Origin of the sequence: Prosthecobacter vanneervenii, assembly GCF_014203095.1 — a bacterium.
In the GTDB taxonomy this organism is placed as follows: Bacteria; Verrucomicrobiota; Verrucomicrobiia; order Verrucomicrobiales; family Verrucomicrobiaceae; genus Prosthecobacter; species Prosthecobacter vanneervenii.
On record NZ_JACHIG010000004.1, the window covers coordinates 348,598 to 372,517 of the forward strand.

Genomic DNA, 23,920 nt, shown 5'->3' on the forward strand with positions numbered 1-23,920 from the left:
ACATGAACCTGACACTTCATCAGTTTCGCAAAGAATTTCGCTGGCTTTGGCCGCGGTGGGTGCTGCTGCTGACAGTGCTGGTGCTGGACCTGGCGGTGAACCTGGAATGGGTGGTGCCGATGAGGCCGGTGGAACATGGAAGCGAAGGAGCCTGGCTGGTGTCTTATGAGATCCTGATGCGGGTGCTGCTGTGGATGGTGGTGTGGTGGTTCATGCTGAGCGTGCCGCCGGAGGAGAGCGGGAACGACGGGCGTGGCTATGCGCTGACGAGGCCGCTTTCGCGCGTGAGCTACCGGGGGGCGCGGCTGATGGTCTGGGTGGTGCTGGTGATGCTGCCGCTGATGGTGGAGAGCGTGCTCTATTTATGGCTGAGCGGGCGGCCGTTTGAAGAGATGATGCTGGGAGTGGCTGAACGGGCCTGGGCGGCGGGAGCGATGACGCTGTGGGTGCTGCCACTGCCGTTTTTGCTGCATGGCTGGGAGCGGCACGCGGTGATTGTGCTGGTGGTCGTGTCGATGGAGTCCTGGATGTATTCCCTGATGCGCGTGCTTTTTAGAGAGCTGCACTGGCTGTACGAGCCACCGCAGCTGACGATGGAATACGGGCGAACGGTGCAGGCGGCCTGGCTGGTGGGCCTGCTGATGCCGGTGGTGGTGATGTGGCACAAGCGGAGGCCGCTGGGGATGCTGGCGCGTGTGAGTGTGGTGATGCTATTAGTGATGCTGGAGCTTGGGGTGGCAGCGTCTTCGCTTTTTAGAAGCGCCTACGAGAAACCCAATGAACAAGAGCAGATTCGGAAGCTGGCGGCGGGGCGGGAGGTGGTGATTCCAAAGCGTGACCGGCATTTTGGCCAGGGAGATGCAAAGCCGGGCGGGAAGTATCTCTCCTTTGAAGCGAATGCACGCTTGAAGAGCATGCCGGAGGAGTATGTGCCGCACTGGAGGGCAACATCCATTGTGATGACGCAGAACGGACAGGTGCTGCCGACGCCTGCGGAGCCTGAGAACAGATGGATGCGGCTGCCTTTTTATGCCGCAGGCTACCTGTGCCACAACTACCCGATGGCAGGTGCGTTTCCCGGGAGCAAGCCGGAAGGCCTGCTCACCATGGGAATGAACCCTGCTGTGACCAATACGCTGCTACGACTGCCACAGCCCATGCATCTGGACGAGGCAGTGAATGCGAATTTATCTCTAAAGGCGGAGTGGATGCGGGTACAACGGCTGGGAGAAGTGCCGCTGCAAGCCGGGGCCAAGTACAGAGGGGCTCACTTCGAAATCGAGCTGCTGAAGGTGATGCCCCATGACAACGGGCGTGGAGAGCGGACTGAGGGGTGTGTGACGGTGGTGTATCGCCTGTCAGCGCGGAGCTTTGAGTGGCAGAACGACCTGCTGCCGCTGTTTCCCCATGCGTGCCTGTTTTCACCTGAGAACCGCTATCTGTGGCAGTTTACCGTCAGCTCCGGTGCTGAGCAGATGCGTGGTGCGGGTCTGGGCTGGTGCCACATGATCCAGCAGCAGACGTTTCAGCAGGTGCTGGAAACGGGCACGGGGGTGACGGAGGCGAATCTGGCTGAGCAGCGGCTGGTGGTGCTGAAGCCTGAGTATCTGGGAAGCTCGGAGCATGAGATGGAGATGAAGGATCTCAAAATCGACGATTACCTGGTGAAGGGCGGAGGCTGGCCGAGAACCGAGCCTTCGACTGAGCCGGGCAATCCACGGGTGGCTTTTCTGAAGCAGGTGCGCAGCCTGCCACGCCCTGCCGATGATGCCGCCAGCGCAGAGGTGGCGCGCTATGTGGCGGCGGTGTATGAGGCGTCTCATGTGTATGAAGAGCGCTGGCATCGCGGCAATGATGGAGAACTGAAATGGCCGGGGAATGACCGGGAGGTGTGGCAGGTGCTGGCCCCGTTTTTTGTGAGGCATGCGGACGTGTTCCGGGCAGCGCTGGTGCATGACAACGCAGATCTGACCCAGGGTGTGCTGAATGAAGCGGTGCTGCAGGCCGGGATACCGGGGGTGAGACGGTCGGAAAAAACGGGGATGGCGATGTATGAGCGTGAGGTGCCGGTGACGGGCAAGCCGGGGCAGGTGCGAAAGCGAGTGATGGAGACGCTGTGGCTGGTCAACTGGCGTCCTGACGACCTGGATGTGTATATGGCTGCGATCCGGCAGCGCTCGGATGAGCCGCTGTGGCCGCTGATGGATGACAAGCCGCGGAGCACGGAGGAGGTGCTGGCGGGGTATGCAAAGGATTTTGACTGCGGGGATCTGCGCTGGCTGATGAGGCAGCCAGATCTGAAAATCCGCGAGAAGGCGGAACGGCTGACCCGGGAGGCGTATGCCCAACTGCCCAAGGTGGCACGGCTGGAACGCGGCTATGAGCGCCCGCTGCATGCCGCAGTAGCGCTGGGGATGCCGGAGGCGCTGGACTGGCTGCTGCGAGCGGTGGCGATGCGTGAGGATGACCAGGCTTTAGGAGCAATGATGCAGCACCATGCGATGTTTGCGTCTCTGAACCAGGGGCGGCCCAACCTGAAGACGCTGCAGCAATTTGTGCAGGATGCCAGGAGCCACAGAGCGAAGGACTACCACTACGATGCGGAGAAGATGATCTGGGAACTGCTGCCTGAACGACCATGAAACTGATGCACCCAACTTCCTTTGTTTTTCGAGTGTGGCATCAGATGGTGCAGGAATGGCGTGCGCAGTGGCTGCTGGTGCTGGCATGGCTGGCGGTGGTGGTGACTGACTGCTGGCAGTCGATGCAGGATGAAAGACCGGAGATAGCGATGCCGGGATTTCTGCCGGGGCTGCTGGCGCTGACCGTGATCGTCAGGAGCGTGCGTGCAGACGGGCCGGGAAACACGGAAGCGGGCGCCCATGTGCGGCCGCTGGGACGCGGGGCAGTGTGGATGGCGAAGGTGGTGTTTTTCAAAGTGACGCTGCTGCTGCCGTGGCTGACGAGCGACTGGGTGCAGTGCCACGGACATGGCTACGGAGCGGCCGAGTGGCTGGCGGAGAGCGCCGGGACCGCGCTGCCTGCGCTTTATGTGGGGGGGTGCGCGGCGCTGATCGCGAGCTGGAGCGGCCCCGTGTGGAGAAACATGCTGGGGGGCCTGGTGTGCATCGTGCTGCTGGAGATAGCGACGTGGATGTGGGGGACGGTATGGCGGGGTGCGGAGAATGTGTGTGTGCTGGCGGTGGGGCGCTTCATTTTGATCCTGACGCTCGTCTGCGCCTGGTGGCAGGTGACGCTGAGACGGAGAGCTTGTATGACGCTGACGGCGGGCTGCGTGGCAGCGCTGCTGACGACCGGAATGGGAAACTGGAACTGGTGTGCCCGGCCCGAGATGCGGTATGAAGATGCGAAGCTGGCGCTGCATATTGGTAAACGGCCAGATAGCGGGGCGCAGGAGCTGTGGAAAGGGGTGCATGTGACGGGCCTGCCTGCGGATCATGTGGCTTCTGTGGCGGCCTTTGCTCCAGTGGGAGAGGGGTGGCCGCCGGAGACGGCCTTTTCAGGCTACACACAGGTGTCAGGTGGAGAGACAGCAAAGGTGCAGATGCGTCAACGCTGGATGGTGATGGCGCACACGCAGGCGCTGGTGCCGCACTACCCAAGCGGAGAGCTGTGGAGAGGCCATGCGGATGATGTGCGCGTGGAGGAGCTGCAAAAGATCGTGAGCGGCGCGGCGCCCGGGCCGTGGCGGCTGCGGCTGGCGGTGCAGAGAATGAAGCGTGTAACAACCATGCCGCTGCGTGTGGCGATGAGTCAGGAGCAGCGGATTGTGCTGGAGGCCGGACGCAGGCTGGATTTTCAGATGAGCGAGCGTGATCACGACAGCGAGATGCAATTCAGGTCGATGCTGCGACGGAGAATCCCCCTGCTGGCAGCTGCGGGTCAGCAGGAGGCGCTGCGAGTGGCGGGCAGGGTTCCAGAAGAGAATTTTCTGCTGCTGCTGCATTCTCCTGGGATCCGCGAGGTGAACACTGCCTGCGAAGGAGAGCTCCGTGACTCTTCAGGCGGCGGGCAGTACCATCGGGTGAACAAACGGGAGGGGCACTTTCATTTTACGCATCCACGCGCGCAGATGGACATCGCGGGGCTGAAATTTGATGAATGGGTGGACGGGACGATGCTGGATGTGTGGTGGACGGAGGAACGCGGGGTGGTGGATCTGGAGGTGAGCGGGGAGGAGCTGCTGCGGGTGGTGAAGGGTGGTGAATGAGGAGCCGTGGTGAGGTGAGGCAAAGTGAGATGTGGAAACTGAAAACTGGGAACTGAAAAACTGAGCCTTGCAAGCTGGCCTGAGGCAGCGGGCGTGAATCTCGGCGTGAAGAATGCGGTTTCAGCGTCGTTTCACCATTCTATGATGAAACGACGCGCCTTTATTCTCGCCTGTGGTTCGACTGCTTTTGCCGCTGGTGGTGGTGGGAGACTGAAGATTGGGCAGATCGGGACGGAGCATGCGCATGCGTCGGGGAAGATGGCTGCGATGAGGTCGCTGACGGATCTTTGGGAGGTGGTGGGCGTGGCGGGCGCGAAGGGCTACGAGGGCGTGCCGTCTTTGACAGATGAGAAGCTGCTGGGAATGCCGGATTTGAACGCGGTGGCGGTGGAGACGCGGATTGAAGATTCCTGCGCGACGGCGCTGCGTTGTATCGAGGCAGGGAAGCATGTGCATCTGGACAAGCCAGGGGCGCTGAAGCATGAGGAATTCAAGACGATGAGGCTGGAGGCGGAGAAGCGCGGGCTGACGGTGCAGATGGGCTACATGCTGCGCTACAATCCGGCGTTTGTGCTGCTTTTCCAGGCGGTGCGTGAAGGGTGGCTGGGAGAGATTACCGAGATCGACGCGGCGATGGGGAAGTTGGGAGATGCGAAACAGCGTGGGATTTTGGGGGCGCTGCCGGGCGGCGGGCTGTTTGAGCTGGGCTGCCATGTGATCGATGCGGTGATGACGATCCTGGGCAAGCCGCAGGCGGTGACTGCTTTTTCAACGCCGACGCGGGATGATGGCGTGAAGGACAACCAGATGGCGGTGCTGCAGTATGGGAAGGCGACGGCGGTGGTGCGGGTGAATCATGTGGATCCGTTTGGCGGGCCGCGCCGGAGGTTTAACGTGACGGGGACGGAGGGGACGTTTGAGATCGTGCCGATGGAGAGCGGGAGGGTGAATCTGTCGCTGACGAAGGCGCGAGGGAGCTACAAGAAGGGGATGCAGTCGTTTCAACTGGAGGTGCCGAAGGACCGGTATGCGGGGGAGTTTACGGATCTGGCGGCGGTGGTGAGAGGCGAGAAGAAGCTGGCGTGGGATGCGGCGCATGACATCAGCGTGCATGAGACGGTGATGAGGGCGGCGGGGGTGTGGCAATAGTGAGGGTGTTTCTTTCCGCGAAGAAAGTAATCTTTGCAGGCAAGAGTGCCTGCATCACTTTGCTATAGTGCGTGGCTGCGCCAAATGCTGCTCTCGAGTGTCTCGTGGCGGTCGCGTGCTCAATGGGCTGGTAGATAGATCAATGGCTCCCGCTTTTGGAGGTTTGGTGGTGTTCGTGCACAGTGATGCACGGCGAAAGCGGTAGCTGCGTTCGTGCCTCACTTCGCGACCGCAGTCCAAAGGGAGAGCGTTCCTGGCTGGTGCGGTGGCGGTGGGGCTTTGCGGGGCCGCTGGTTGCGGGCAGGAGTGCCCGCATCACTTTTACTGGGTGGCGAACTTGGTGAGGAGACCGCGTTTGCGGGTGAGGTTGAGGACCCAGACGAAAAGCCAGCCGGCGAGGCCGAGGTAGACGAGATTCAGACCTGCGGAGAGCCAGAGGTAGTTCCAGTTCATGGTGCCGGATTTCATGACCGAACGCATGCCTTCAAAAATGTAGGTGGGTGGGAAGCACCAGGCGATGGGCTGCGACCAGGCGGGCATGTTTTCGACCGGGTAGAAAACGGCGACAACAGGCTGGAAGAAGAAGGGGATGGCCCAGGCAAGAGATTCGACGGCCAGGCCCCAGCGAAGGATGAGGGCGGTGGAGATCATGCCGAGCGCCCAGCCAAAGAGCATGAGGTTTGCAAAAAACGGGGCAAGCCACCAGCTCAACTGAAAGACATTGAAGGCGTAACCGAGCCACGAAATGAGGCTGAGCACGACGACCGTGATGAGGATGCGCATCACGCCGACGATAAAGGTGGCGCTGATGTACTCCAAAGAGCGGACGGGAGCGACGAAGACATTCAGGAGATTTCGTGTCCAGACGTCTTCAAGGAAGGAGATGGCGACGCCCTGCTGGGCGCGGAACATGATGTCCCAGAGGATCATGCCGCCCAGGAAAAAGAGGACATAGCTGCCGAACTCGGGGTTGGTGTTCTTCTGGATGAAGACGGTGACGTTTCCCCAGACGACGAGATCGACCACGGGCCAGAAGGCCAGCTCGACGAGGCGCATGGGACTGCGGGTGTAGAGGAAGAGGTAGCGCATCACGAGGGCGCTGATGATGCGGAGATTCATAGGGCTTCTTCTTTTTTGGGTTCGTCGAGGATTTCGCCGTCGCGGGCGATTTTGATGAAGACATCCTCCAGGTTGTTGCTGCTGGACCTGGACATGATTTCGGTGGGGGTGCCTTCGCAGACGATCTTTCCTTTGTGGAGGAAGATGACGCGGTCACAGACCTCCTCGATGTCGCGCATGTTGTGGGAGGTGTAGAGGATGGCGATGTGGCGCTCGCGCTGGACCTTGCGGATGACTTTGCGGACCTTGTCGGCGATGTCGGGGTCGAGGCTGGCGGTGGGCTCGTCGAGCATCAGAAGCTCGGGGTCGTTGAGGAAGGCTTTGACGAGATTGACGCGGGTGGATTCGCCGGCGGAGAGCTGGCCGGTGACGCGTTTGCCGAGGTGGGAGATTTCGAGGAGCTCCATGAGCTCTGCGATTTTCTTCTTCGGGTTGGGCACGCCGTAGATGCGGGCAAAGACGCTGAGGTTTTGCCAGACAAGGAGGTTGCCGGGGAGGGCGGTGTAGGCGGAGGAGAAATTGGAACGCTGGAGGATCTGAATGCGGTGAGACTGCAGGGGCAGGCCGAAGGCATTGAGCTCGCCAGAGGTCGGCAGGGTGAGGCCGAGCAGGCAGTTCATGGCCGTGGTCTTGCCAGCGCCGTTGGCACCGAGGAGACCGAGGACCTCGCCGCGATGGAGCTGGAAGCTGAAGCGGTCGAGCGCCTTGACGCCGTCGAACTCACGGGTGAGTTCGCGGGCTTCGAGGATGACTTCGCGGGAGTCGGTGGCTGGGGCGGACATGCGCGGTTGGGGAAAGACGGAATGATTTACACCGCAGAGATTGGAAAAACGCAGAGATCTGAGTTTTGAGTATTTTTCTCTGCGGTTTTTTCCACTGCGGTATGGCTCAGTGGGTTCTTAAAGGTACTTCTCAATGGGGAGCTTGCCGTTGGAGGCGCAGATGAACATGGTGCCGGGCTTGGTGGTGCTGGGCTTGAGCATGACTTTGCCGCCGCCCATTTCGACCATGAGCTGTCCGGCAGCGATGTCCCAGAGGCTGATCTGTTCTTCGACGTAGGCATCGAGGCGGCCGGTGGCGATGTAGGCCATGGCGAGGGCGGCGCTGCCGAGCATGCGGGTTTTGCGGACTTCGTAGGCGATGCGCTTGTAGCGCTCGAAGCCGAGATCGAGGGCCTCCTTGCTCTTGGAGAAGCCGACGGTGACGACGGCTTCGGCCATCTGGGCGCGGGGGCTGACTGCGATGGTTTTGCCATTGAGCTGAGGCTTTTCTCCGCGCACGACGGTCCAGGTTTCTTTCTGGGTGGGGTCGAAGATGACGCCGATGAGGAGCTCTTTGGATTCGCGTTTGCGGGCGGCGATGGAGACGCAGAAGTGGGGGATGCCGAAGAAGTAGTTCACGGTGCCGTCGATGGGATCGACGATCCACTCGACATCGCCGTTGCCGCCGGTTTCGCCGCCTTCCTCGCCGAGGATGGCGTGGTCGGGGAAGCGGGCGAGAATCATGTCGGTGATGAGCTGCTGGGAGCGGACATCGAGCTCGAGCTTGATATCGTGGCGCTGCATTTCGTTGACGGTGAGTTCGGAGCCGAAGTTTTCCAGGATGAGTTTGCCGGCGGCGTGTGCGGCTTCGGTGGCGGTGGCGAGGAGTTCTTTCACTGGGCTAGTTGCTGGATGCTTGATGCTAGATTCTGGATGAAATGATGTGGATCAATTCATGCGCGAGGGCGGTTTTTGACTGCCGGGGGAGGGCGGTCGTCTGGCCGTCAGGGAAGCAGAGGGTGACTGCGTTTTCTGTGCTGTCAAACCCGATACCTGATTGGGATACGTCGTTGGCGATGATGAGGTCGCAGCCTTTGCGCTGGAGCTTGTCCTGGGCGTGGGCGACGAGATTTTCAGTTTCAGCGGCGAAGCCGACGAGGAAGCCTTGGAAGCCGAACTGGGAGCGGACCGAGCCGAGGATGTCTTCGGTGCGTTCGAGCTGGAGAGTCAGGGTGTCGGCGGTCTTTTTGATTTTTTGCGAGGCGGTCTGGGCGGGGCGGTAGTCGGCGACGGCGGCGCTAAAGATGGCGGTGTGGCAGCCGAGGAGGTGGCTGCGGACGGCGTCGTACATTTCGCGGGCGGTTTCGATGCGGATGAGCTGGACGCCGGAAGGAGGGGGAATGGTGACGGGGCCGGAGATGAGGATGACCTCATGGCCAGTGGCGAGGGCGGCCTCGGCGAGGGCGTAGCCCATGCGGCCGGAGGAGCGGTTTGAGAGGAAGCGCACGGGGTCGATGGGCTCGCGGGTGGGGCCGGCGGTGATGAGGAGGCGCATGGGGAGAAGGGAGGGCTGATTTTACACCGCAGAGATTGGAAAAACGCAGAGGTTTGATGGGAGATTCAGACCGGAATGGCTAAAGCCGTGACTGCAATACGTGCACTGGGATTGTCGAGAGGAGATGTGTGGGATGGATGTTTCTACCAAGCTGATGATGAGGTGTCTTGGGCCTCCAGACTCCGGGAGGAGGAGTAGGAGTAAGAGGAGGAGGAAGATTGAGAGGGCGGTTAGCCACCAGGCACTGTGAGCGGCTTGCCGTTGTCTTTGGGGCCGAGCTTGATGAAGTAAGGGACGGCGCGGCGGGCCCAGTCTTCGGCATCGGGGAAACCGCCTGCACTGGAGCCGAAGGTGCTGCGGAGCATGTCGGTGTCGATGATGCCTGGGTTCATGGGAATGACGGCGACCTTGCCGCCGGTGTCCTGGGCGGTGGCCATGGAGAGGCCTTCGATGGCGTACTTGGTGGCGCAGTAGGGGGCGACGTCGGAAGCGGTGCAGCGGCCCCAGCCGGAGGAGAAATTGACGATGACGCCGCTGCCGCGCTTGAGCATGGCGGGGAGGAGGTGGCGCATCATGGCGGCGGGGCCTTTGATGTTGATGTCGATGATGCGGCTGAAGTCCTCGGCGCTGGTTTCCCAGAGGGGGGCGTTGGGGTTGATGATGGCGGCGTTGTTGAGGACGAGGTCGGGTGCGCCGGAGTGCTTGAGGATGGCGGCGCAGAAGGCGGCGATGTCGGATTCGTGGGAGACATCGCAGGTCTGAAAGAGGTGGGGTGCGGGGAAGGTGCGTGCGAGGTCGGCGATTTGGGCGGCGTTGCGGCCGCAGCCGATGACGTTCCATCCGGCTTTGACGAAGAGGGGGACCATGGCGCGGCCGAGTCCGCGGGTGCAGCCGGTGATGACGACGGTTTTGGGGTTCATGCGAACCCACCGTTACTTCTCGTCGGCGGAAGGATCAAAGGGCTTGTTGAAGGGCGGGCCGCGTTCGCCGTCGTAGGTTTCGCGGAGGTATTCGTCGCCTTCGCTTTTTGCGCGACGGATGTTTTTCGGAGCAACGAGATTCCCAATCCGGCGGCGCTCGGCGCGGCCGGCCTGCCACTGCTCCCAGGTCCAGGTACGCTCTGGGCTGGATTTGAGTTTGGAGGGGGTCATACAGAGAGATTAGCTCAGGGCTTGGATTTTTCTAGTTCTGCTTCGACCTCTGCGCGCACGGCATTGAACTCAGCGGTGCAATTGAATTTTGAACAAGCAGCCACTCGTTCTGCTTCCTGCCAGTCGATAGGGATGCGCCCCGATACAACGGCCGACATCAGTTTTTTAGCACATCCGTCGTCTTTCTCGTCATAGCGATTGCAATATTTCCTGGCAGCGTAAACGCGCTCGACCAATGCATCCTCCACAGGGATCAATCTCACTTCTCCGTGGGGTGTGTAGAAACGGGAAAATTCTTTGTCTGCACGATAGTCAATCTCTCCCAGCAGATCGATCCAAAGGCCTTCGACGGTCCAGCTCTTGTTGGCACCGTGACATTTAATGCCGGGGATCTGGCGCATGATTTCACCGCGCTCATCGATGCTGGGCTGCGGCCAGCCGGTCCAGCAGATGTCGGTGTCTCCGGACATGTAAGCACCATCAGTGTAGAATTCGATGGCGGAACCGCCGACGACCACGGGTTCGAAGCCACGCTCGCGGAAGAGTTCGGAGACGAGCCCGGCGAGGAGGAGGGACTTGGAGTTTAAGTCGGTCTCCTGTCGCACGAGGCTGAGTGCGTCGGCGATTTCGGCTGTGGTCATGGCTTCGGCTATTGTCGTTCTTTGAATCCCATCATGACTGCGATGTCGAAATCGTCAGGAGTCGGGATGTGTTTTGGGCGGCATATCAGGGGTTCCCACCAGTAGTTGACGTCGGCAGACATGGAGTGAAGCCACAGATCACGCACGCCGGGTATTGGGCGTTCGGGGGCAAAGCGAAGGCGGTTCTGAGTTCCCCAGGTCACCTTTAGGTTGGCAATTTCCCAGGCGATTGCTCCCACGGAGATGCGGTCATCGGAGAATTTCAACGTTGTGCCGCCAGCATTCACGATTCGGGAGGTTTGATCCAAACGCAAAAAGCGAACGGGTTTGCCATCGGTGCCATCAAAGGCCGTGATTTGGGATGCGCATTTTTTACGCCCCATATCGACGAGGCGTCCCAGGGTTGGACACTCAACGTAGCGGATGACTCTAACCGGATATTTTTTTGGCTTGGTCTCGGGCGCATTTGCTTGTGCTTCCTCCATCATTCCCATGCCCCACTTTTGGAATCTTTTTTCTCGGCGGCGGTCGGCAGCGATCTGTTTTTTTGACCATTGCGCCCGTTCGCATTTATCACTGCAACACCCTGGCATCGTGGCATCCGGGGAATGCAAGGAGCGGTCGCATTCAGGAAAGGTGCAACGCCAGAACTTGAGGATGCTTTTGCGGCCGTCCGCAATTTGCTTCATTTCATCAAGGGTAACCTTGAGATACAGGTCAGTGTCAAAATCATATCCTCCGCGGTACGTGAACTCGTAGCTGCCCGGGGTCTCAGAAGACTTTTTGCCGAAAACGCCATCGCCTTCGTATGGATAGGCACAGTGTTTAGGGGCCTGTGGTTTGCCTTTGAGAACCTTGGGAAGGATGCAGGCGAAAAACTTCCTCAGATAATCGGGCGCGTGAATGAGATATTCAGCCCGATGTTTGAGCAGCACCTTTTGATTCAGCTTCATGACGCATGTACATGAAGTGAACAAGCAAGATCAAGTGACCTCTCTGTAAGAGATCAAATTTTCGCCTTCTCCACTTCGTCCCATGGGATCTCGGAGAGTTCGGCGTTGGGGTTGCGGCGTTCGAAGTAGTTGATGGCCCACTGGTCGCTGAAGAAGACGACCCAGCGTTCTTCGCTGTCCTGGGCGGTGGCGACACCGCTGGGGATGTCGAAGTCTTCGATGGCGCCGCCGTCTTTGGTGCGGACCCAGCGGAGGACGGTGTAGGGGGCGTTTTCGAGGCGGCTCTGGGCGTTGTATTCGCTCTCCAGGCGGAACTGCACGACTTCAAACTGGAGGGGGCCGACGGCACCGAGGAGCGGCACGCGCTGTCCGGCGTGGGGCTGGATGAACTGCTGAACGACGCCTTCGCTGAGGAGCTGCTCGAGGCCGTCGCGGAAGCGCTTGTAGTGCGCGGTGCTGGGGTTGTGCAGGTAGGCGAAGACTTCGGGGGCGAAGCGGGGGATTTCGTCGAACTTGAGCTTGGGGTCGGTGGCGAGGGTGTCGCCGATGCCGAAGCCGTGATTGCCGACGATGCCGACGACGTCGCCCGCGTAGGCTTCATTTACGGTTTCGCGATCCTGGGCGAAGAGCTTTTGGGAGTTGGCGAGACGGACGAGTTTGCCGGTGCGGGTGTGGGTGACCTGCATGTCGCGCTCGAACTTGCCGCTGACGATGCGCACGAAGCTCATGCGGTCACGGTGGCGGGGGTCCATGTTGGCCTGGATCTTGAAGACGAAGCCGGAGAAGCCTTCGGCGGTGGGCTCGATGACGCGGCCATCGGCGGCCATGCGAGCTTCGGGCGGCGGGGCGAGTTCGAGGAAGCCGTCGAGGAGCATTTGCACACCGAAGTTGTTGCTGGCGCTGCCGAAGAAGACGGGGGTGAGCTCGCCGCGGTCGATCTTGGTGCGGTCGTAAGCGTGGCCTGCACCGTCGAGCATTTCGAGCTCCATCTTGGCCTGCTCCAGAGCTTCTGGGACGGTGTGCTGGGCGACGAAGTCGTCATCGAGGCCGCCGACTTTTTCGGGGGCGCGGTAGGCACCGTGCACGGTGCGCTCAAAGAGATGGACGTCCTTTTTGCGGCGATCATAGACGCCACGGAACTGCTGGCCGAGGCCGAGCGGCCAGTTGATGGCGCAGGCACCGATGCCGAGAACGGTTTCGAGTTCGTCGAGAAGGGTCAGGGGCTCGCGCGCGGGGCGGTCGAGCTTGTTCATGAAGGTGAAGATGGGGACGCCACGGCGGCGGCAGACTTCGAAGAGCTTGCGGGTCTGGGCCTCGATGCCTTTACCGGCATCGACGACCATGATGGCGGCATCCACGGCGGTGAGGACGCGGTAGGTGTCTTCGGAGAAGTCCTTGTGACCGGGGGTGTCGAGCAGGTTTACGACGCTGTCCTTGTACTCGAACTGGAGGACGGTGGAGCTGACGGAGATGCCGCGCTGCTTTTCCAGCTCCATCCAGTCGGAGGTGGTGGCGCGCTGATTTTTGCGCGCAGTGACGGAGCCCGCGAGCGCGACCGCGCCGCCGTAGAGCAGGAGCTTTTCGGTGAGGGTCGTTTTACCGGCGTCCGGGTGCGAGATGATCGCGAAAGAGCGACGGCGGGCGATTTGGGCTTCGTGGGGCATGGGGCAGCAAGGGGGGAGTGTCCATGCCGCAAGGAGGGGTGGGTTTCAAATGACGAATGACGAAATCCGAATGACGAATCCCGAAGGCTTGGCCGAAGATTCCGCAGATTATTACCGTTCCTGTCCGCCGCGTCGATGTTTCTTAGGCGGGCGGAGAACTGCATTTTTGCCCCATGAATTTCCACTCAATCATTCGCTGCCAGTCAGGGCTGCCTCGTGTCCTTTTTTCAATCCTGGGAGTGATGGTTTGGGGTGAGGGAGCAGCAGGTGCGGAAGATGCGGTGGCCATCGGGTCACGACGTGAGCTGTTTGTGGACCGCCTGCTGGTGGGAGAGCTGAAAAACACGGCGCTGAAGCTGCATGAGCCCCAGCTGATGCCGCCGGTGACACAGCCACGGCCGAATGGCCATTACGCCACGGTGCTGCGAGCGCCGGACAAGTTTCAATTTTACTACCGGGGTGACAAAGACCCCAAGGTGACGTGGAAGAACCAAGGCATCGAAGCTTATCACGATGGTGAAGTGACTCTGTATGCCGAGAGTGCGGATGGCATTCACTGGACGCTGCCGAAGCTGGGCCTGCATGAGCATCCTGCCTTTCCTGAGGGCAACATCGTTCTGATGAACGAGTTCATGGTGAACCATAACTTCACGCCGTTTATCGACACCCGGCCTGGTGTGCCTGCCGCTGAGAAATACAAGGCGCTGGGTGGTCTGGCCTATCAGCCGCAGCAGCAGGCGGTGCGTGAGAAGCGTGGCCCCGGAGGCCTGAAAGCGTATGTCTCACCCGATGGCATCCACTGGAAAAAGCTGCGCGACGAGCCTGTGATTCCGGAGGAATGGGGCAAGTACTTTGACTCGCAGAACTACGCCTTTTGGAGCGAGGCCGAGCAATGTTATGTCTGCTATTTCCGCCGCTTTATTGGTGGATTGCGTGGCATCGCCCGAACCACCTCGAAGGATTTTATTCACTGGACGCCGTATGTTGAAATGAAGGCCAATCTGCCGGGAGAGCATCTCTACACCGCGTGCACGCAGCCCTATTTCAGGGCACCCCACCTTTACCTGGCGCTGCCCACCCGTTTCATGGAGAAGCGGGGTGCGGCCACGGATGTTCTTTTTATGAGCACGCGGGGCGGGGAGGTGTATGACCGCCTTTTCACACAGAGCCTGATCCGCCCCGGACTGAGCAAGGAGGGCTGGGCCAACCGGGCGAACTACGCGGCGATCGGCATTCATCAGACGGGTGACACGGAGCTGTCCTTGTTTCTCACCAATGGCAGGCGTTATACCCTGCGGCTGGATGGGTTTGTCTCGGTGAATGCGCCGCTGGAAGGTGGCGAGTTCATCACCCGGCCGCTGACATTTGATGGCAACGAACTGACGATCAACTACGCGACGAGCGCTGCAGGACAGATGCAGGTGGAGATTCAGGATGCGCAAGGCAGGCCGGTGCCTGGCTTCGCTTTGGAAGAGTGTGATCCCATCTACGGAGACCACATCTCCCGCGTGGTGACGTGGAAGAAGGAGAGCGATGTGTCCAAGCTGAAGGGCACGGTGATCAAGCTGAGGTTTGTGATGTCTGACGCCGACCTCTTTGCTTTGAAGTTTGAGTGAGCTCCGTCGAGTCGCAGGTGATGGAAGCGATGTGTTCGATCAGAACCAGTGGGGGATGAAGCGGCTGAAGTTGGAGGTGATGAGGGAGGTGTCTTCGCGGATGCCGATGCCGGCGGGTTCGCCACCGATGATCCAGGAGCCGATGACGGGGTGGTTTCCTGAGAAGGTGACTTCAGGGTGCAGCGCCTGATAGACCTTGGGCTGGCGGCTCCAGGGGCCGTCGGTGGTTTCGAGGAGGTCGCCGTTTTGGACGATGCGCACGTTGGTGCCTTCACGGCTGAAGTAGGGCTTTTCGACGTGGCTGGGCATGCCGTCTGGAGTGAAGGAGGCGCGGAGGAGATTGGGGTGGCCCTCAAACATCTCCCAGAGGAGGACGAGGAAGGCTTTGTTGCTCCAGAGCATTTTCCAGACGGGCTCGATGAAGCGCTGGCAGCGGCCGGGGAGATGGCAGGAGAAATCCTCCAGCCACATCCACTCCCAGGGGTAGAGCTTGAAGAGCAGATCCATGGGACGGTCCTGCTGGTCCACGAAGCTCTGGATGCCTGCATTCCAGCCGAGGTCTTCGACGGCGAGATCGAGGGTGGTCTTGCCTGACTGGCGGCAGGTGTCGATGAGGTAGAGCAGGGTGCGCCAGTCCTCCTCGGAGTCGCGCTGGGCGCAGAAGTGAATCTGCTGCTGCGGCCAGGATGGCCAGGCGGCGAGGAGTTTTTCGTGGATGGAATTGAACTGATCTGCGTGAGGCCGTGTCTGCTGGAGCCACTGCCACTGGACGACTGAGGCCTCGAGAAGGCTGGTGGGGGTGTCGGCATTGTACTCGAGCATTTTGGGCTGGCCGGAGCCGTCCCACATGAGGTCAAAGCGGCCGTAGAGGGAGAGGTCGTCGCGCTCCCAGGACTGGATGATCTCCTGCCAGGCCTGGGGGGAGATGGCGAGGCGGTCGCGCCAGTTGTCACGGATGGCGCGCTCGGCAGCGGCGATGCTCATGCGCTGGAGTTCGGCGGTGGCCTGCTCCAGCTGGTCGATCTCGCGGCTGGAGAATCGGTAGTGGGCGGATTCGTCCCAGTAGGGGTGGTCTTCGCTGGTGTGAAAGGAGAGGCCAAGGGCCTCCACCTGGGCCTGCCAGTCGGGGCGGGGGGATTCGGTGATGCGTTGCACGGAAGGGAAGAATTACGAGCCGGAGAACCAGCCGGAGAAGGAGCCGGTTTTGCCAAAGCCACCACGGCTGGTGAAGGCTGAGCGTGTCGCGCTGGCATGGTTGTGAAGCACGCCGCTGTGAGTGGGTGCGCCAGCGGGCTGGGTGGTGTAGTCATTCAGGCCTGTGGCCGAAGTGCTGGGGTGGCCCGAGCCAAACGATGAGTATGGACCTGTGCGAAAGTAGGTGGAGGAGGAGGGATAGACACGCGTGCTGTGATAGCGCGACCACCTGCCGCAGCGGTAGTAGCCCCAGCTGGGATCGTAGTGATCGTAGGGATAGGGGAACCAGCCATTGCAGGGCTGGTGGTAGTAGCCGAGCTGGGGGTCGTAGGCATTGTGAGGCGGGCTCTGGCGAGAGACATCATCCCCGGCCACAAAGGCGGGAAGGCTGGCGCGCATTTCGGGACTGAGGGCCTCAGGTGGCAGCACCTGGGTGCTGTGGACATCGACAGGCTGATGTGAGGGCGTACGGCGGCAGCCGGTGACGCTCAGGCTGACACCGGCGAGGGTCAGCATGATGACTTTGCTTCGTTTCATCGAAAGGGGGTGAATTAACTCGTCATGGCGGCCGCGAGGATGAGCGACACACCGATGATGACGCTGCCTGCGAGGATGGCGGCGGCGACGTTTTTGCGTTCAAAGATCTCGGCATGGAGATCTCCGGGGGTGAGCTTGTCGAAGAGCTTGTAACCAGCCACAGCCATGAGCAGGCCTGCGGCACCGAAGACGACAAAGAGCTCCAGGCCATGGGCGATGGAGTATTCGGCGAGGAAGGGATGAGGGATCAGAGACATGGGCGAGGCGATTGGTTCATGGGTGGCTGCCGGGATGATCCGGCGGGTTTGAGCCTATGAAATAGCCGCAGGCCTGTGGAAGATAAATTACAACGCGTCTGCGTTTTTATCCGTGCATGCGTCTGAGGGATAATGTACGCGCACGAGATAGAGGCCGGCGGCGGGGGCGGTTTGGTTGCTCTGTTTGCCGGTGGGGTCTTTGAGGAGGCTTTCGAACCATTCCTTGGGCTCGCGACCACGGGCCATGTGGATGAGGCTGCCGACGATGAGGCGGACCATTTTATAGAGGAAGCCGTCGCCTTCGACTTCGAGGGTGATGAGGTCTCCCTCCTCGCGCAGCTCGGCGCGGTGGATGGTACGGGTGCTTTTCTCCGGAAGGGTGCGGCGTACGGTCTCGGGCATGTCTCCGCGATTGGCGGAGAGGCGGATGAAGTTGTGAGTGCCTACCAGCTTCTGGCAGCACCAGCGGAGGGCCTCCATGTCGAAGGGGCCGTAGACATGCCAGGCGCGGTCGGCCTCGAAAGGGGAGAACATGCGTGGGCGCCAGATGCGGTAGCGGTAGATTTTTCCGCTGGCATCAAAGCGGGCGTGGAAATTGGGATCTGCCTCCGCCACTTCGAGCACGCGGATGGTGAGGGGCAGGCAGGCATTGAGGGCATGGACCCAGGAGTCTGTGCTCATGCGGACGGTCTCGGGCACGTCGCAGTGGGCCACTTGGGCGAGAGCGTGCACGCCAGCGTCGGTGCGGCCGCTGCCCTGGACATGGGTGATGACGCCAGTGGCTTTGCGGATGGCCTCATTGATTTCATCCTGAATGCCGCCACCGCCTTCCTGGCTCTGCCAGCCTTTCCAAGGCGCGCCGTTGTAGGCGATGGTGAGGCGGAGACGCTTCCAGCCGGGGGGCGGGCCGTGGCGCAGACCGGCCTTACTTTCGGCGTCGCTTCGGCTCATGGGTCCACTCCAGTTCGTAGGCGTCGTCCGGCAGCAGGAAGCCTGCGGGGCCGCGCTGCTGGTTCAGGTATTCCTGCAGAATGACGACGGCGGCGAGCTGATCGACGATCTCGTTGCGCTCTTTTTTGCCGGTGATGCCAGAGCGGGACATGGAGGCCTCCGCCTCGACGGAGGAGAGGCGCTCATCGACGAACTCGATGGGAACGCTGTGCTGCAGCTCCTTGCCGAGGCTGGTGGCGAATTTTTCCACGCGTTCGGCGGCGCTGCCTTTTTCCCCACTCATGCGGAAGGGCATGCCAATGACGATTTTGCCGATGTGCTTATCCTTGACGATGCGGGCGATGGTTCGCTCGGGCTCGTGAGTGGCATCGATGGTCTTAAACGGGCTGGCGACAATCTCGGTCTCGTCGCTGAGGGCGAGACCGATTCGTACGGTGCCGTGGTCGATGGCAAGGATGCGCGGCATGGGACTGGATGCTGGAGCCTGATGCTTGGATCAGCGCAGCTCGTGAGGCAGGCCGTCCACGATCTTTTTGATGTTTTCGGCCTTGCTGCGGGTGGCGACGAGGAGTCCGTCTTTGGAGGCGACGACGATGAGATCCTGCACGCCGATGAGGGCGACGTGCTGGTTGGTCTGGGTGAAGACGATGTTGTTGAGGGTGTCGAGCTCGGAGAGGGCGCAGTTGTGCTGGTTGCCATGCTCGTCGGTCTTGAGGTAGCGGCCGACGCTGGTCCAGTTGCCGACGTCGTCCCAGTCGAAGGTGGACTCGATATTGAGAACGCGAGAAGCGTGCTCCATGAGCGCGTAGTCGATGGAGAGCTTGGGCAGCTTGCCGAACTGCTTTTCCACGGTGGCATTGAAGTCCTTGGAGCCGCGAAGCTCAGAGACGAAGTCTGCCAGCACGGGGCAGTGGCGGCTGAGCTCGCTGAAAATGGCGGGGATGGTCCAGATGAACATGCCGGCGTTCCAGAGGAAATTGCCCTGGCTGATGAAGTGCTCGGCCAGATCGGGGTTGGGCTTTTCACGGAAGCGGGCGACTTCCCAGACGGGCAGGTCATTCAGCCCGCCGATGCTGGCGCGGCGGCCGCGCTCGACATAGCCGTAGCTGGGGCAGGGCCAGGTGGGGGTGATGCCCACGGTGACGAGGCTGCCGCTGTTTTCGGCGGCGAGGGCGGCATTGGAGAGCACGCGCTGGAACTCAGCGTGATTCTGGATGAGATGGTCTGCCGGGAGCACGATCATGGTGGCGGTGGGATCGCGGGAGACAACCCAGCCGACGGCGAGAGCGATGGCGGGTGCGGTGTCGCGCTTTTCAGGCTCGGCGACGATGTTTTCCGCCGGGAGGTCCTTGATGAGTGCGCGCACGGAGGCCTCCTGCTGCTTGTTGGTCAGGATGAGGATGTTTTCCTTGGGCACGAATCCTTCGAGGCGGTCGATGGTGAGCTCGAGCAGGGTCTTTTCGCCAAAGAGCTTGAGGAGCTGTTTGGGCTGGGCATCGCGGCTGATGGGCCAGAAGCGCTGGCCGCTTCCGCCGGCCAGGATGAGGGCATAACGTTTTTTGGATTCGGCTTGGGACATGGGCTGTGGGTTTGAGATCAGTCTTCCATTAGCCGGAAAGCAGGATACGGGCAAATTCCTCTTTGGTGATTCTCTCAGTGAGGTTATGTTGAAGCATGCAAGAAACTCCCTCAGCCCCTGGATATGAAACATATGCGTCACTGATCGCCCCTGCGGCCGCCGGCTGCGCACTGGGCATCCTGTTTGGCCGGGGTATGCGCCGTGGGTCGTCCAATGTGATCGCCCTAACCCTGCTGGCCGCCAGCGCCGCCATCGCGGCCCCGGTGATCACCGAGGTGGTGCAGCGCACGGCGAACCGCCCGGGCAGCGAGCGCGGCAGCCGCCGCCGGCTGGAAGGCATCCGCAATCACGGCATGCCGGATGGGGATGTGGGCGAATTCTTTGCGGACACGCCGGAGCCGTTTGTGGCGAAGCGGTAAGCAAAGCGGTCGTTTTTCTTTGCCGACGGGATGCGTCAAAGTGTGCCGTCAGGCTTGGGGCCCGTTTTTTGCTCTTCGAGCTTCCTCCTCCGCTAAAGCTGCGGAGGACGAAACGGAGGGCGTTTTTTACCACCGGGGGCGGCAAAATGGCGAAGTCGTTTGTTGGCAAATGCGATTCCTGAGCCGGTCTTGAGGTAGCGTTCGAAGTCTTGGGCTTGGTTTCGATCAGAGAAGGCCAGATAGGTTTCGAGAATCCAGGGCTTGTATTGCCTGGTATGGGGGGATTTGCCGGAATTGTGTTCTTTAAGGCGCTGGCGGAGATCTTCGGTGAAGCCTGTGTAAATCTGCGAGGGATGAGATTCACTGCGCAGGAGATACACGTAGAACATGGTTTTCAACCTGGGCTTTGGGGACAGATGAAGGCAAGTCCTTGTAAACTTGGAGGAAGGGGGCGGCCCGTCCTTCGCTCTGCGAGCTACGGAGGGCATTTTTTGCCGCTTAGACGGCAAAAAATGGCGGAGAGGGAGGGATTCGAACCCTCGGTTGCCTTACGACAACGTCTGATTTCGAGTCAGGTGCCTTCAACCACTCAGCCACCTCTCCGGATCATTTCGAGACCGGAGGGTACCGCTTCTGCGGATGAATGCAAGGCTTACAATGCCGTCTCAGAATTGCAGTTGTGTTCGCCAGAGGGTGATGATCTTTAGAAGCGTCATGCAAATTCTCTCTGTTCTCATCGGCCTGGTGTGCGCGGTCCTGCTTGTCCCCGGGCTCATTCCTCTGTTTGGCTGGCTGCAGTGGGCCGTGCTGGCGGGGTGTGTGCTGGGCATTATCTTTGGCTCGTTCTGCCAGCGGAAGATCGGTCTGACGATCAACATCACGGTGGCGCTGGTGGCGGCCTTGAGGCTGTTTCTGGGTGGTGGGGTGGTTTAAACAACGGGTCTGTCGCAGGATGGATGTGGGTGGGCGTTTGATGCATCTCCTGCGCTCCTTCAGAGCGCGGCCTAGAGAGAGAATGACGCGCATTCAAAACCCAGGGCTTGCGCCCTGGGCTGACTCCTGCGGGCCTTTGGCCCACGATACGAGATTGGAAGCAGGTGGATGGATCGCATGGTCAGCTGACTCCTGCGAGAATCATGGCCCACGACACGGGGGCCGGGCGGGCCTGCCAGCCCATGGATGCGCTCGTTCTCTCCAGACCCTGTGCCATTATTTTTGGGCATTCGTGACAGGCAGCTTTACCTTGCCGTGTTTCACGCTGACGTGGGGGCTGTGGGATGAGAGGAAGCGCCAGGGGTAATCCACTGCCTGGCTGATGCCGACGCGGATGTCGGTCACGATTTCGTGGGTGGAGGTGGCTGGCTGCACGAGACCGCAGCCTGAGGGGCGGCCTTTGCCGGTCATGGGCAGGCCGTGATGGGTTCCGTCGATGGCGAGGGCCTGGGCGAGCTTGCCGGGGCCGGAGCAGAGCTCGTGCAGTTTTTCGCGGTGGCGGCGCTGCTGCATTTGGGGGATGCCACGGGTGGGAGCGAGAGCACGGATGAGGATGAGGCCGTCCCGGGAACCGCCTTTGACGAGGAGGTTGAAGAGCCAGTACATGCCGTAGTTGAAATAAACGTAGGCGGCGCCGGGCGGATGGGTTTTGACGAACTCGCGTGCGCTGGGACGGGTGGCGGTGTGGCAGGCGGGATCTCCCTCCACGGTGTAGGCCTCGGTTTCGACGATGGTGCCAGCACAGCCGCGCCAGACGAGCTCGACGCCGATGAGGTCGCGTGAGACGGTGAGGACGTCGCGCTGGAAGAAGGATGTGCCGAGATAGGGCATGCCGGGATCACTTGCTGCGGAAGCAGGAGCCGACGCCGCAGGTGGCGCATGAGTTCAGGGGCGTGGCAGGGGAAGGGGTGGCTGGCGCGATGGGGCCAGGGGGCAGCTTTTCGGAGCAACGAATGCGCACCCGAAGCTGAGTGTCTGTCACCGCGACCTCCATACGCCAGGGCAGGCGAGCACGCACACGGAGGTCGACGTAGTTCCAGAAGACCGTGGCATCCCGTCCGATGCGAGCGAGGGAGCCGACGGAGGAATTGGTGTGGGCGTGGCGTTCGACGATCTCCAGCCCGGCCTCGAGTGAGGCATTGTAAATGGCACCGGAGAGCTGACAGAGGCCGCCACCAATCTGCGGGATGAGGCAGCCTTCGCGAAGTTCGCGACCTTCAGCGTAGCCTTTGCGGCGGGTGATACGGCCGAGATGCATCCAGAAGCTCCACACCTCACCTGCTGGGACCTCAACACCGTTGAGCATGGACGAGGCCACGCGCAGGTTTTGGACTTTGCCCTCCTGAAGTTCTTTTTCGCGAGCGGAAGTGTACTCTCCGCGCCGGAGATCCGACTGCCACTGCGCTACGACGGGCAGCCCCGCCAGCGCGTGGGTCTTTGCGTGCGTTCGTATGCCGTCGTGTTGATTTTTGATGCCACGCCTTAGCTGGTGTGCTTTTGCCTTGGCCAGGAAGAGCAGCGCGGACCAGCGCGTGGGCTCAGGATGGGCATGCAGAGGCGGATGGGCGGCTGCGGCATTCATGTGCACAGCTTCTCACAAACCGGTCGGATGATCCACAAATTCCCAGGGGATGCCGAATTTGGATTCGATGTGGGCGGAGAGGGCTTTAACGCCGAAGGTCTCGGTGGCGTAGTGGCCGCCGTAGATGAGATTGATGCCGATCTCCTCGGCGAGGGTGTAGCTCCAGTGGGGGCCTTCGCCGGTGATGAAGGTGTCGATGCCGGCCTTGGCGACGGTGGCGACTTCGGAGCCTGCGCCGCCGGTCATGATGCCGATTTTGCGGCAGGTGGCGGGGCCGCCGGGGCAGAGGTGGACGCGGGCACCGGTGGCGGTGGCGAGGCGCTGCACGAGCTCATCGCGGCTGATTTCGGTCTCGATCTTGGCGCCGTTTTCGGTGCCCTTGGTTTTCATGAAGGTGCCGCAGGGTTCGAAGCCTAGGGCACGGGCGAGGACGGCGTCGTTGCCGAGGGTGGGGTGGAAGTCGAGCGGGAGGTGGCAGCTATAGACGGCGAGGCCGGCATCGAGGGCGGTCTGGATTTTTTGGAAGACGGGGCCGGTCCAGGTTTGGAGGCCGGTCCAGAACATGCCGTGGTGGACGACGAGGAGGTCGGCACCTGCTGCGACGGCTTTCTTGATGACGGGCAAGGTGGCATCCACCGCAGCGACGATCTTGGTGACCTTGCCGGAGCGGTTTTCGAGCTGGAGGCCGTTGAGGGCGTTGGAATAGTCGGGGATCTCCGCGATGCGTAGTTCGGTGTCGAGATGGGAGACGAGGTCGGGGAGATTCATGCTGGACAGTTGGTGAGGCGGTTCGATAGCATGCGCATCATGTGCTGCTTCACCGGAAAAGTCGAGGAGGTCAAAAACACACGCATCTTTGCCAGGCTGGGCGAGCACGGAGACCAGGCGCTGATCTATCAAATGTCAGTGAGCGTGCCGCGAGATCTGGCGATGGTGCTGCCGGTGCCGGTCAAAAAAGGCACGGGGGAGAAAGAGGTGAAGTTTTATGACTTCTCGAAATATGATCGGGTGTTTGAGGATCTGTGGGAGATGTTTCCTGTTTCAAACTTAACCTACGGGGATCCGTTTGCGGCAGCTCCGGCTGCGGCGAAAAGGTCTCTTCAGGTCATCTCAGTGGGTTCTTACGATGCGAGCTTCGTGCCGACTGCGGCGGATTTCAGCCGGCTGGACGAACGCTTTCGCCTACCTGAGGGAACTTGGGAGAAGCTGCCGGGGTATCAAGAGTTTGGCTTTGCGGTGTTCAAGCTGAAACAGGGCAAGGCGCAGGTGCATCCGATGGCGCTTTCATTTCCGACGGCGCTGGCGAGGACTGTTTTTTTCCCGACGATGCACATTCACGACGGGAAGATCCATGCGAAAGAGACCTTTGATCACACGCTGTATGTGCAGGGTGCAGGGCTGGATGTGATGGGCGCAGGCTGGCAGGAGTCACCTGGGCTGGCTGTGACGAAGGTGAAATGCGGCTACACACATGGGATGATCCGGCCGGAGATGCACGTGTACCGGAACCAGATTCGTGGGAAAAATGACAACGGCGACATTCTGGTGAAGCCGAAGAAGGCGTAAGC

Annotated in this window: 26 protein-coding genes and 1 tRNA gene; 7 read left to right on the plus strand and 20 right to left on the minus strand. The window is 60.9% G+C overall.

Annotated elements, in window-relative coordinates; genetic code table 11:
* The first annotated feature begins 2 nt into the window (after positions 1-2).
* The 3 genes from HNQ65_RS11510 to HNQ65_RS11520 all read left to right on the plus strand — a co-directional run bounded on the left by HNQ65_RS11510 (position 3) and on the right by HNQ65_RS11520 (position 5,380).
* Complete coding sequence (locus tag HNQ65_RS11510) at positions 3-2,642, plus strand: hypothetical protein (protein ID WP_184339671.1); 2,640 nt, start codon at positions 3-5, stop codon at positions 2,640-2,642.
* A complete protein-coding gene (locus HNQ65_RS11515; protein WP_184339672.1) occupies positions 2,639-4,231 on the plus strand; it encodes a hypothetical protein in 1,593 nt (530 codons plus the stop codon). The genes HNQ65_RS11510 and HNQ65_RS11515 overlap by 4 nt, the downstream gene beginning before the upstream one ends.
* A 141-nt stretch (positions 4,232-4,372) precedes the next feature.
* Entirely contained in the window at positions 4,373-5,380 is a 1,008-nt protein-coding gene (locus HNQ65_RS11520; RefSeq protein ID WP_184339673.1) for a Gfo/Idh/MocA family protein, read from the plus strand.
* Between the two features lie 321 nt (positions 5,381-5,701).
* Here HNQ65_RS11520 and HNQ65_RS11525 read toward each other — a convergent pair whose 3' ends face one another.
* The 9 genes from HNQ65_RS11525 to HNQ65_RS11565 form a co-directional block, all read right to left on the minus strand.
* Positions 5,702-6,499 (minus strand): ABC transporter permease, encoded by a 798-nt coding sequence (locus tag HNQ65_RS11525; protein ID WP_184339674.1) that lies wholly within the window; start codon positions 6,497-6,499, stop codon positions 5,702-5,704.
* Positions 6,496-7,281: an ABC transporter ATP-binding protein gene (locus tag HNQ65_RS11530; RefSeq protein ID WP_184339675.1), complete on the minus strand. Its 786-nt coding sequence runs from the start codon at positions 7,279-7,281 to the stop codon at positions 6,496-6,498. Before HNQ65_RS11530 ends, HNQ65_RS11525 begins: the two co-directional genes overlap by 4 nt.
* Before the next feature lie 117 nt (positions 7,282-7,398).
* On the minus strand, positions 7,399-8,157 hold the full coding sequence (locus tag HNQ65_RS11535; protein ID WP_184339676.1) for an inositol monophosphatase family protein: 759 nt from the start codon (positions 8,155-8,157) through the stop codon (positions 7,399-7,401).
* A 25-nt stretch (positions 8,158-8,182) separates the two neighbouring features.
* Positions 8,183-8,815, minus strand: coding sequence for a phosphopantothenoylcysteine decarboxylase domain-containing protein (locus tag HNQ65_RS11540; RefSeq protein ID WP_184339677.1), 633 nt, complete (start codon positions 8,813-8,815; stop codon positions 8,183-8,185).
* A gap of 230 nt (positions 8,816-9,045) precedes the next feature.
* A complete protein-coding gene (locus HNQ65_RS11545) occupies positions 9,046-9,735 on the minus strand; it encodes an SDR family oxidoreductase (RefSeq protein WP_184339678.1) in 690 nt (229 codons plus the stop codon).
* A 12-nt stretch (positions 9,736-9,747) separates the two neighbouring features.
* Positions 9,748-9,966: a hypothetical protein gene (locus HNQ65_RS11550; protein WP_184339679.1), complete on the minus strand. Its 219-nt coding sequence runs from the start codon at positions 9,964-9,966 to the stop codon at positions 9,748-9,750.
* Positions 9,967-9,980: 14 nt separating this feature from the next.
* On the minus strand, positions 9,981-10,607 hold the full coding sequence (locus tag HNQ65_RS11555) for a hypothetical protein (protein WP_184339680.1): 627 nt from the start codon (positions 10,605-10,607) through the stop codon (positions 9,981-9,983).
* Between the two features lie 8 nt (positions 10,608-10,615).
* The gene (locus HNQ65_RS11560) at positions 10,616-11,560 is read right to left on the minus strand and encodes a hypothetical protein (RefSeq protein ID WP_184339681.1); all 945 of its coding nucleotides are present in this window, start codon (positions 11,558-11,560) and stop codon (positions 10,616-10,618) included.
* A gap of 53 nt (positions 11,561-11,613) precedes the next feature.
* Positions 11,614-13,224 carry a peptide chain release factor 3 gene (locus HNQ65_RS11565; RefSeq protein ID WP_184339682.1) on the minus strand — a complete coding sequence of 537 codons (1,611 nt, stop codon included), beginning with the start codon at positions 13,222-13,224 and terminating at the stop codon, positions 11,614-11,616.
* 173 nt (positions 13,225-13,397) lie between these two features.
* Here HNQ65_RS11565 and HNQ65_RS11570 point away from each other — a divergent pair, with 173 nt between their 5' ends.
* The gene (locus HNQ65_RS11570) at positions 13,398-14,840 is read left to right on the plus strand and encodes a glycoside hydrolase family protein (RefSeq protein ID WP_184339683.1); all 1,443 of its coding nucleotides are present in this window, start codon (positions 13,398-13,400) and stop codon (positions 14,838-14,840) included.
* 39 nt (positions 14,841-14,879) lie between these two features.
* Here the strand turns inward: HNQ65_RS11570 and HNQ65_RS11575 are convergent, their stop codons facing one another.
* From HNQ65_RS11575 to HNQ65_RS11600, 6 genes are all read right to left on the minus strand, one after another.
* Positions 14,880-15,995: a glutathionylspermidine synthase family protein gene (locus tag HNQ65_RS11575; protein ID WP_184339684.1), complete on the minus strand. Its 1,116-nt coding sequence runs from the start codon at positions 15,993-15,995 to the stop codon at positions 14,880-14,882.
* 12 nt (positions 15,996-16,007) lie between these two features.
* A complete protein-coding gene (locus tag HNQ65_RS11580) occupies positions 16,008-16,571 on the minus strand; it encodes a hypothetical protein (RefSeq protein ID WP_184339685.1) in 564 nt (187 codons plus the stop codon).
* A gap of 14 nt (positions 16,572-16,585) precedes the next feature.
* Positions 16,586-16,828 carry a DUF350 domain-containing protein gene (locus tag HNQ65_RS11585; protein ID WP_184339686.1) on the minus strand — a complete coding sequence of 81 codons (243 nt, stop codon included), beginning with the start codon at positions 16,826-16,828 and terminating at the stop codon, positions 16,586-16,588.
* An 87-nt stretch (positions 16,829-16,915) separates the two neighbouring features.
* Positions 16,916-17,779 (minus strand): tRNA pseudouridine(38-40) synthase TruA, encoded by an 864-nt coding sequence (gene truA, locus HNQ65_RS11590; RefSeq protein WP_184339687.1) that lies wholly within the window; start codon positions 17,777-17,779, stop codon positions 16,916-16,918.
* Positions 17,754-18,245: a Holliday junction resolvase RuvX gene (gene ruvX, locus HNQ65_RS11595; protein WP_184339688.1), complete on the minus strand. Its 492-nt coding sequence runs from the start codon at positions 18,243-18,245 to the stop codon at positions 17,754-17,756. Before ruvX ends, truA begins: the two co-directional genes overlap by 26 nt.
* Positions 18,246-18,275: 30 nt before the next feature.
* On the minus strand, positions 18,276-19,358 hold the full coding sequence (locus HNQ65_RS11600) for a mannose-1-phosphate guanylyltransferase (RefSeq protein ID WP_184339689.1): 1,083 nt from the start codon (positions 19,356-19,358) through the stop codon (positions 18,276-18,278).
* 95 nt (positions 19,359-19,453) lie between these two features.
* Here HNQ65_RS11600 and HNQ65_RS11605 point away from each other — a divergent pair, with 95 nt between their 5' ends.
* A complete protein-coding gene (locus HNQ65_RS11605) occupies positions 19,454-19,777 on the plus strand; it encodes a hypothetical protein (RefSeq protein WP_184339690.1) in 324 nt (107 codons plus the stop codon).
* 92 nt (positions 19,778-19,869) lie between these two features.
* Here HNQ65_RS11605 and HNQ65_RS11610 read toward each other — a convergent pair whose 3' ends face one another.
* Positions 19,870-20,166, minus strand: a complete 297-nt coding sequence (locus tag HNQ65_RS11610) for a GIY-YIG nuclease family protein (RefSeq protein ID WP_184339691.1) — start codon at positions 20,164-20,166, stop codon at positions 19,870-19,872.
* Positions 20,167-20,290: 124 nt separating this feature from the next.
* Positions 20,291-20,380, minus strand: a tRNA-Ser gene (locus HNQ65_RS11615).
* Positions 20,381-20,491: 111 nt separating this feature from the next.
* Between HNQ65_RS11615 and HNQ65_RS11620 the strand changes: the two genes are divergently transcribed.
* On the plus strand, positions 20,492-20,710 hold the full coding sequence (locus HNQ65_RS11620) for a hypothetical protein (RefSeq protein ID WP_184339692.1): 219 nt from the start codon (positions 20,492-20,494) through the stop codon (positions 20,708-20,710).
* Positions 20,711-20,986: 276 nt separating this feature from the next.
* On the opposite strand, the gene HNQ65_RS11625 is transcribed toward HNQ65_RS11620, so the two are convergent.
* From HNQ65_RS11625 to HNQ65_RS11635, 3 genes are read right to left on the minus strand one after another with little or no spacing between them, the layout of a single operon-like run.
* Complete coding sequence (locus tag HNQ65_RS11625) at positions 20,987-21,601, minus strand: DNA-3-methyladenine glycosylase (protein ID WP_184339693.1); 615 nt, start codon at positions 21,599-21,601, stop codon at positions 20,987-20,989.
* 7 nt (positions 21,602-21,608) lie between these two features.
* Positions 21,609-22,352: a VanW family protein gene (locus HNQ65_RS11630; RefSeq protein ID WP_184339694.1), complete on the minus strand. Its 744-nt coding sequence runs from the start codon at positions 22,350-22,352 to the stop codon at positions 21,609-21,611.
* A gap of 12 nt (positions 22,353-22,364) precedes the next feature.
* On the minus strand, positions 22,365-23,120 hold the full coding sequence (locus HNQ65_RS11635) for a Nif3-like dinuclear metal center hexameric protein (RefSeq protein ID WP_184339695.1): 756 nt from the start codon (positions 23,118-23,120) through the stop codon (positions 22,365-22,367).
* Between the two features lie 39 nt (positions 23,121-23,159).
* On the opposite strand from HNQ65_RS11635, the gene HNQ65_RS11640 reads away from it, so the two are divergent.
* Positions 23,160-23,918 (plus strand): hypothetical protein, encoded by a 759-nt coding sequence (locus HNQ65_RS11640; protein ID WP_184339696.1) that lies wholly within the window; start codon positions 23,160-23,162, stop codon positions 23,916-23,918.
* The last annotated feature ends 2 nt before the right edge of the window (positions 23,919-23,920 follow it).

Excerpts from the sequence above, each read along its gene's own strand:
- HNQ65_RS11510 (WP_184339671.1), top strand. The coding sequence starts at position 3 with ATGAACCTGACACTTCATCAGTTTCGCAAAGAATTTCGCTGGCTTTGG.
- HNQ65_RS11515 (WP_184339672.1), top strand. The coding sequence starts at position 2,639 with ATGAAACTGATGCACCCAACTTCCTTTGTTTTTCGAGTGTGGCATCAG.
- HNQ65_RS11520 (WP_184339673.1), top strand. The coding sequence starts at position 4,373 with ATGATGAAACGACGCGCCTTTATTCTCGCCTGTGGTTCGACTGCTTTT.
- HNQ65_RS11525 (WP_184339674.1), bottom strand. The coding sequence starts at position 6,499 with ATGAATCTCCGCATCATCAGCGCCCTCGTGATGCGCTACCTCTTCCTC.
- HNQ65_RS11530 (WP_184339675.1), bottom strand. The coding sequence starts at position 7,281 with ATGTCCGCCCCAGCCACCGACTCCCGCGAAGTCATCCTCGAAGCCCGC.
- HNQ65_RS11540 (WP_184339677.1), bottom strand. The coding sequence starts at position 8,815 with ATGCGCCTCCTCATCACCGCCGGCCCCACCCGCGAGCCCATCGACCCC.
- HNQ65_RS11545 (WP_184339678.1), bottom strand. The coding sequence starts at position 9,735 with ATGAACCCCAAAACCGTCGTCATCACCGGCTGCACCCGCGGACTCGGC.
- HNQ65_RS11550 (WP_184339679.1), bottom strand. The coding sequence starts at position 9,966 with ATGACCCCCTCCAAACTCAAATCCAGCCCAGAGCGTACCTGGACCTGG.
- HNQ65_RS11555 (WP_184339680.1), bottom strand. The coding sequence starts at position 10,607 with ATGACCACAGCCGAAATCGCCGACGCACTCAGCCTCGTGCGACAGGAG.
- HNQ65_RS11560 (WP_184339681.1), bottom strand. The coding sequence starts at position 11,560 with ATGAAGCTGAATCAAAAGGTGCTGCTCAAACATCGGGCTGAATATCTC.
- HNQ65_RS11565 (WP_184339682.1), bottom strand. The coding sequence starts at position 13,224 with ATGCCCCACGAAGCCCAAATCGCCCGCCGTCGCTCTTTCGCGATCATC.
- HNQ65_RS11570 (WP_184339683.1), top strand. The coding sequence starts at position 13,398 with ATGAATTTCCACTCAATCATTCGCTGCCAGTCAGGGCTGCCTCGTGTC.
- HNQ65_RS11580 (WP_184339685.1), bottom strand. The coding sequence starts at position 16,571 with ATGAAACGAAGCAAAGTCATCATGCTGACCCTCGCCGGTGTCAGCCTG.
- HNQ65_RS11585 (WP_184339686.1), bottom strand. The coding sequence starts at position 16,828 with ATGTCTCTGATCCCTCATCCCTTCCTCGCCGAATACTCCATCGCCCAT.
- truA (WP_184339687.1), bottom strand. The coding sequence starts at position 17,779 with ATGAGCCGAAGCGACGCCGAAAGTAAGGCCGGTCTGCGCCACGGCCCG.
- ruvX (WP_184339688.1), bottom strand. The coding sequence starts at position 18,245 with ATGCCGCGCATCCTTGCCATCGACCACGGCACCGTACGAATCGGTCTC.
- HNQ65_RS11600 (WP_184339689.1), bottom strand. The coding sequence starts at position 19,358 with ATGTCCCAAGCCGAATCCAAAAAACGTTATGCCCTCATCCTGGCCGGC.
- HNQ65_RS11605 (WP_184339690.1), top strand. The coding sequence starts at position 19,454 with ATGCAAGAAACTCCCTCAGCCCCTGGATATGAAACATATGCGTCACTG.
- HNQ65_RS11610 (WP_184339691.1), bottom strand. The coding sequence starts at position 20,166 with ATGTTCTACGTGTATCTCCTGCGCAGTGAATCTCATCCCTCGCAGATT.
- HNQ65_RS11620 (WP_184339692.1), top strand. The coding sequence starts at position 20,492 with ATGCAAATTCTCTCTGTTCTCATCGGCCTGGTGTGCGCGGTCCTGCTT.
- HNQ65_RS11625 (WP_184339693.1), bottom strand. The coding sequence starts at position 21,601 with ATGCCCTATCTCGGCACATCCTTCTTCCAGCGCGACGTCCTCACCGTC.
- HNQ65_RS11630 (WP_184339694.1), bottom strand. The coding sequence starts at position 22,352 with ATGAATGCCGCAGCCGCCCATCCGCCTCTGCATGCCCATCCTGAGCCC.
- HNQ65_RS11635 (WP_184339695.1), bottom strand. The coding sequence starts at position 23,120 with ATGAATCTCCCCGACCTCGTCTCCCATCTCGACACCGAACTACGCATC.
- HNQ65_RS11640 (WP_184339696.1), top strand. The coding sequence starts at position 23,160 with ATGTGCTGCTTCACCGGAAAAGTCGAGGAGGTCAAAAACACACGCATC.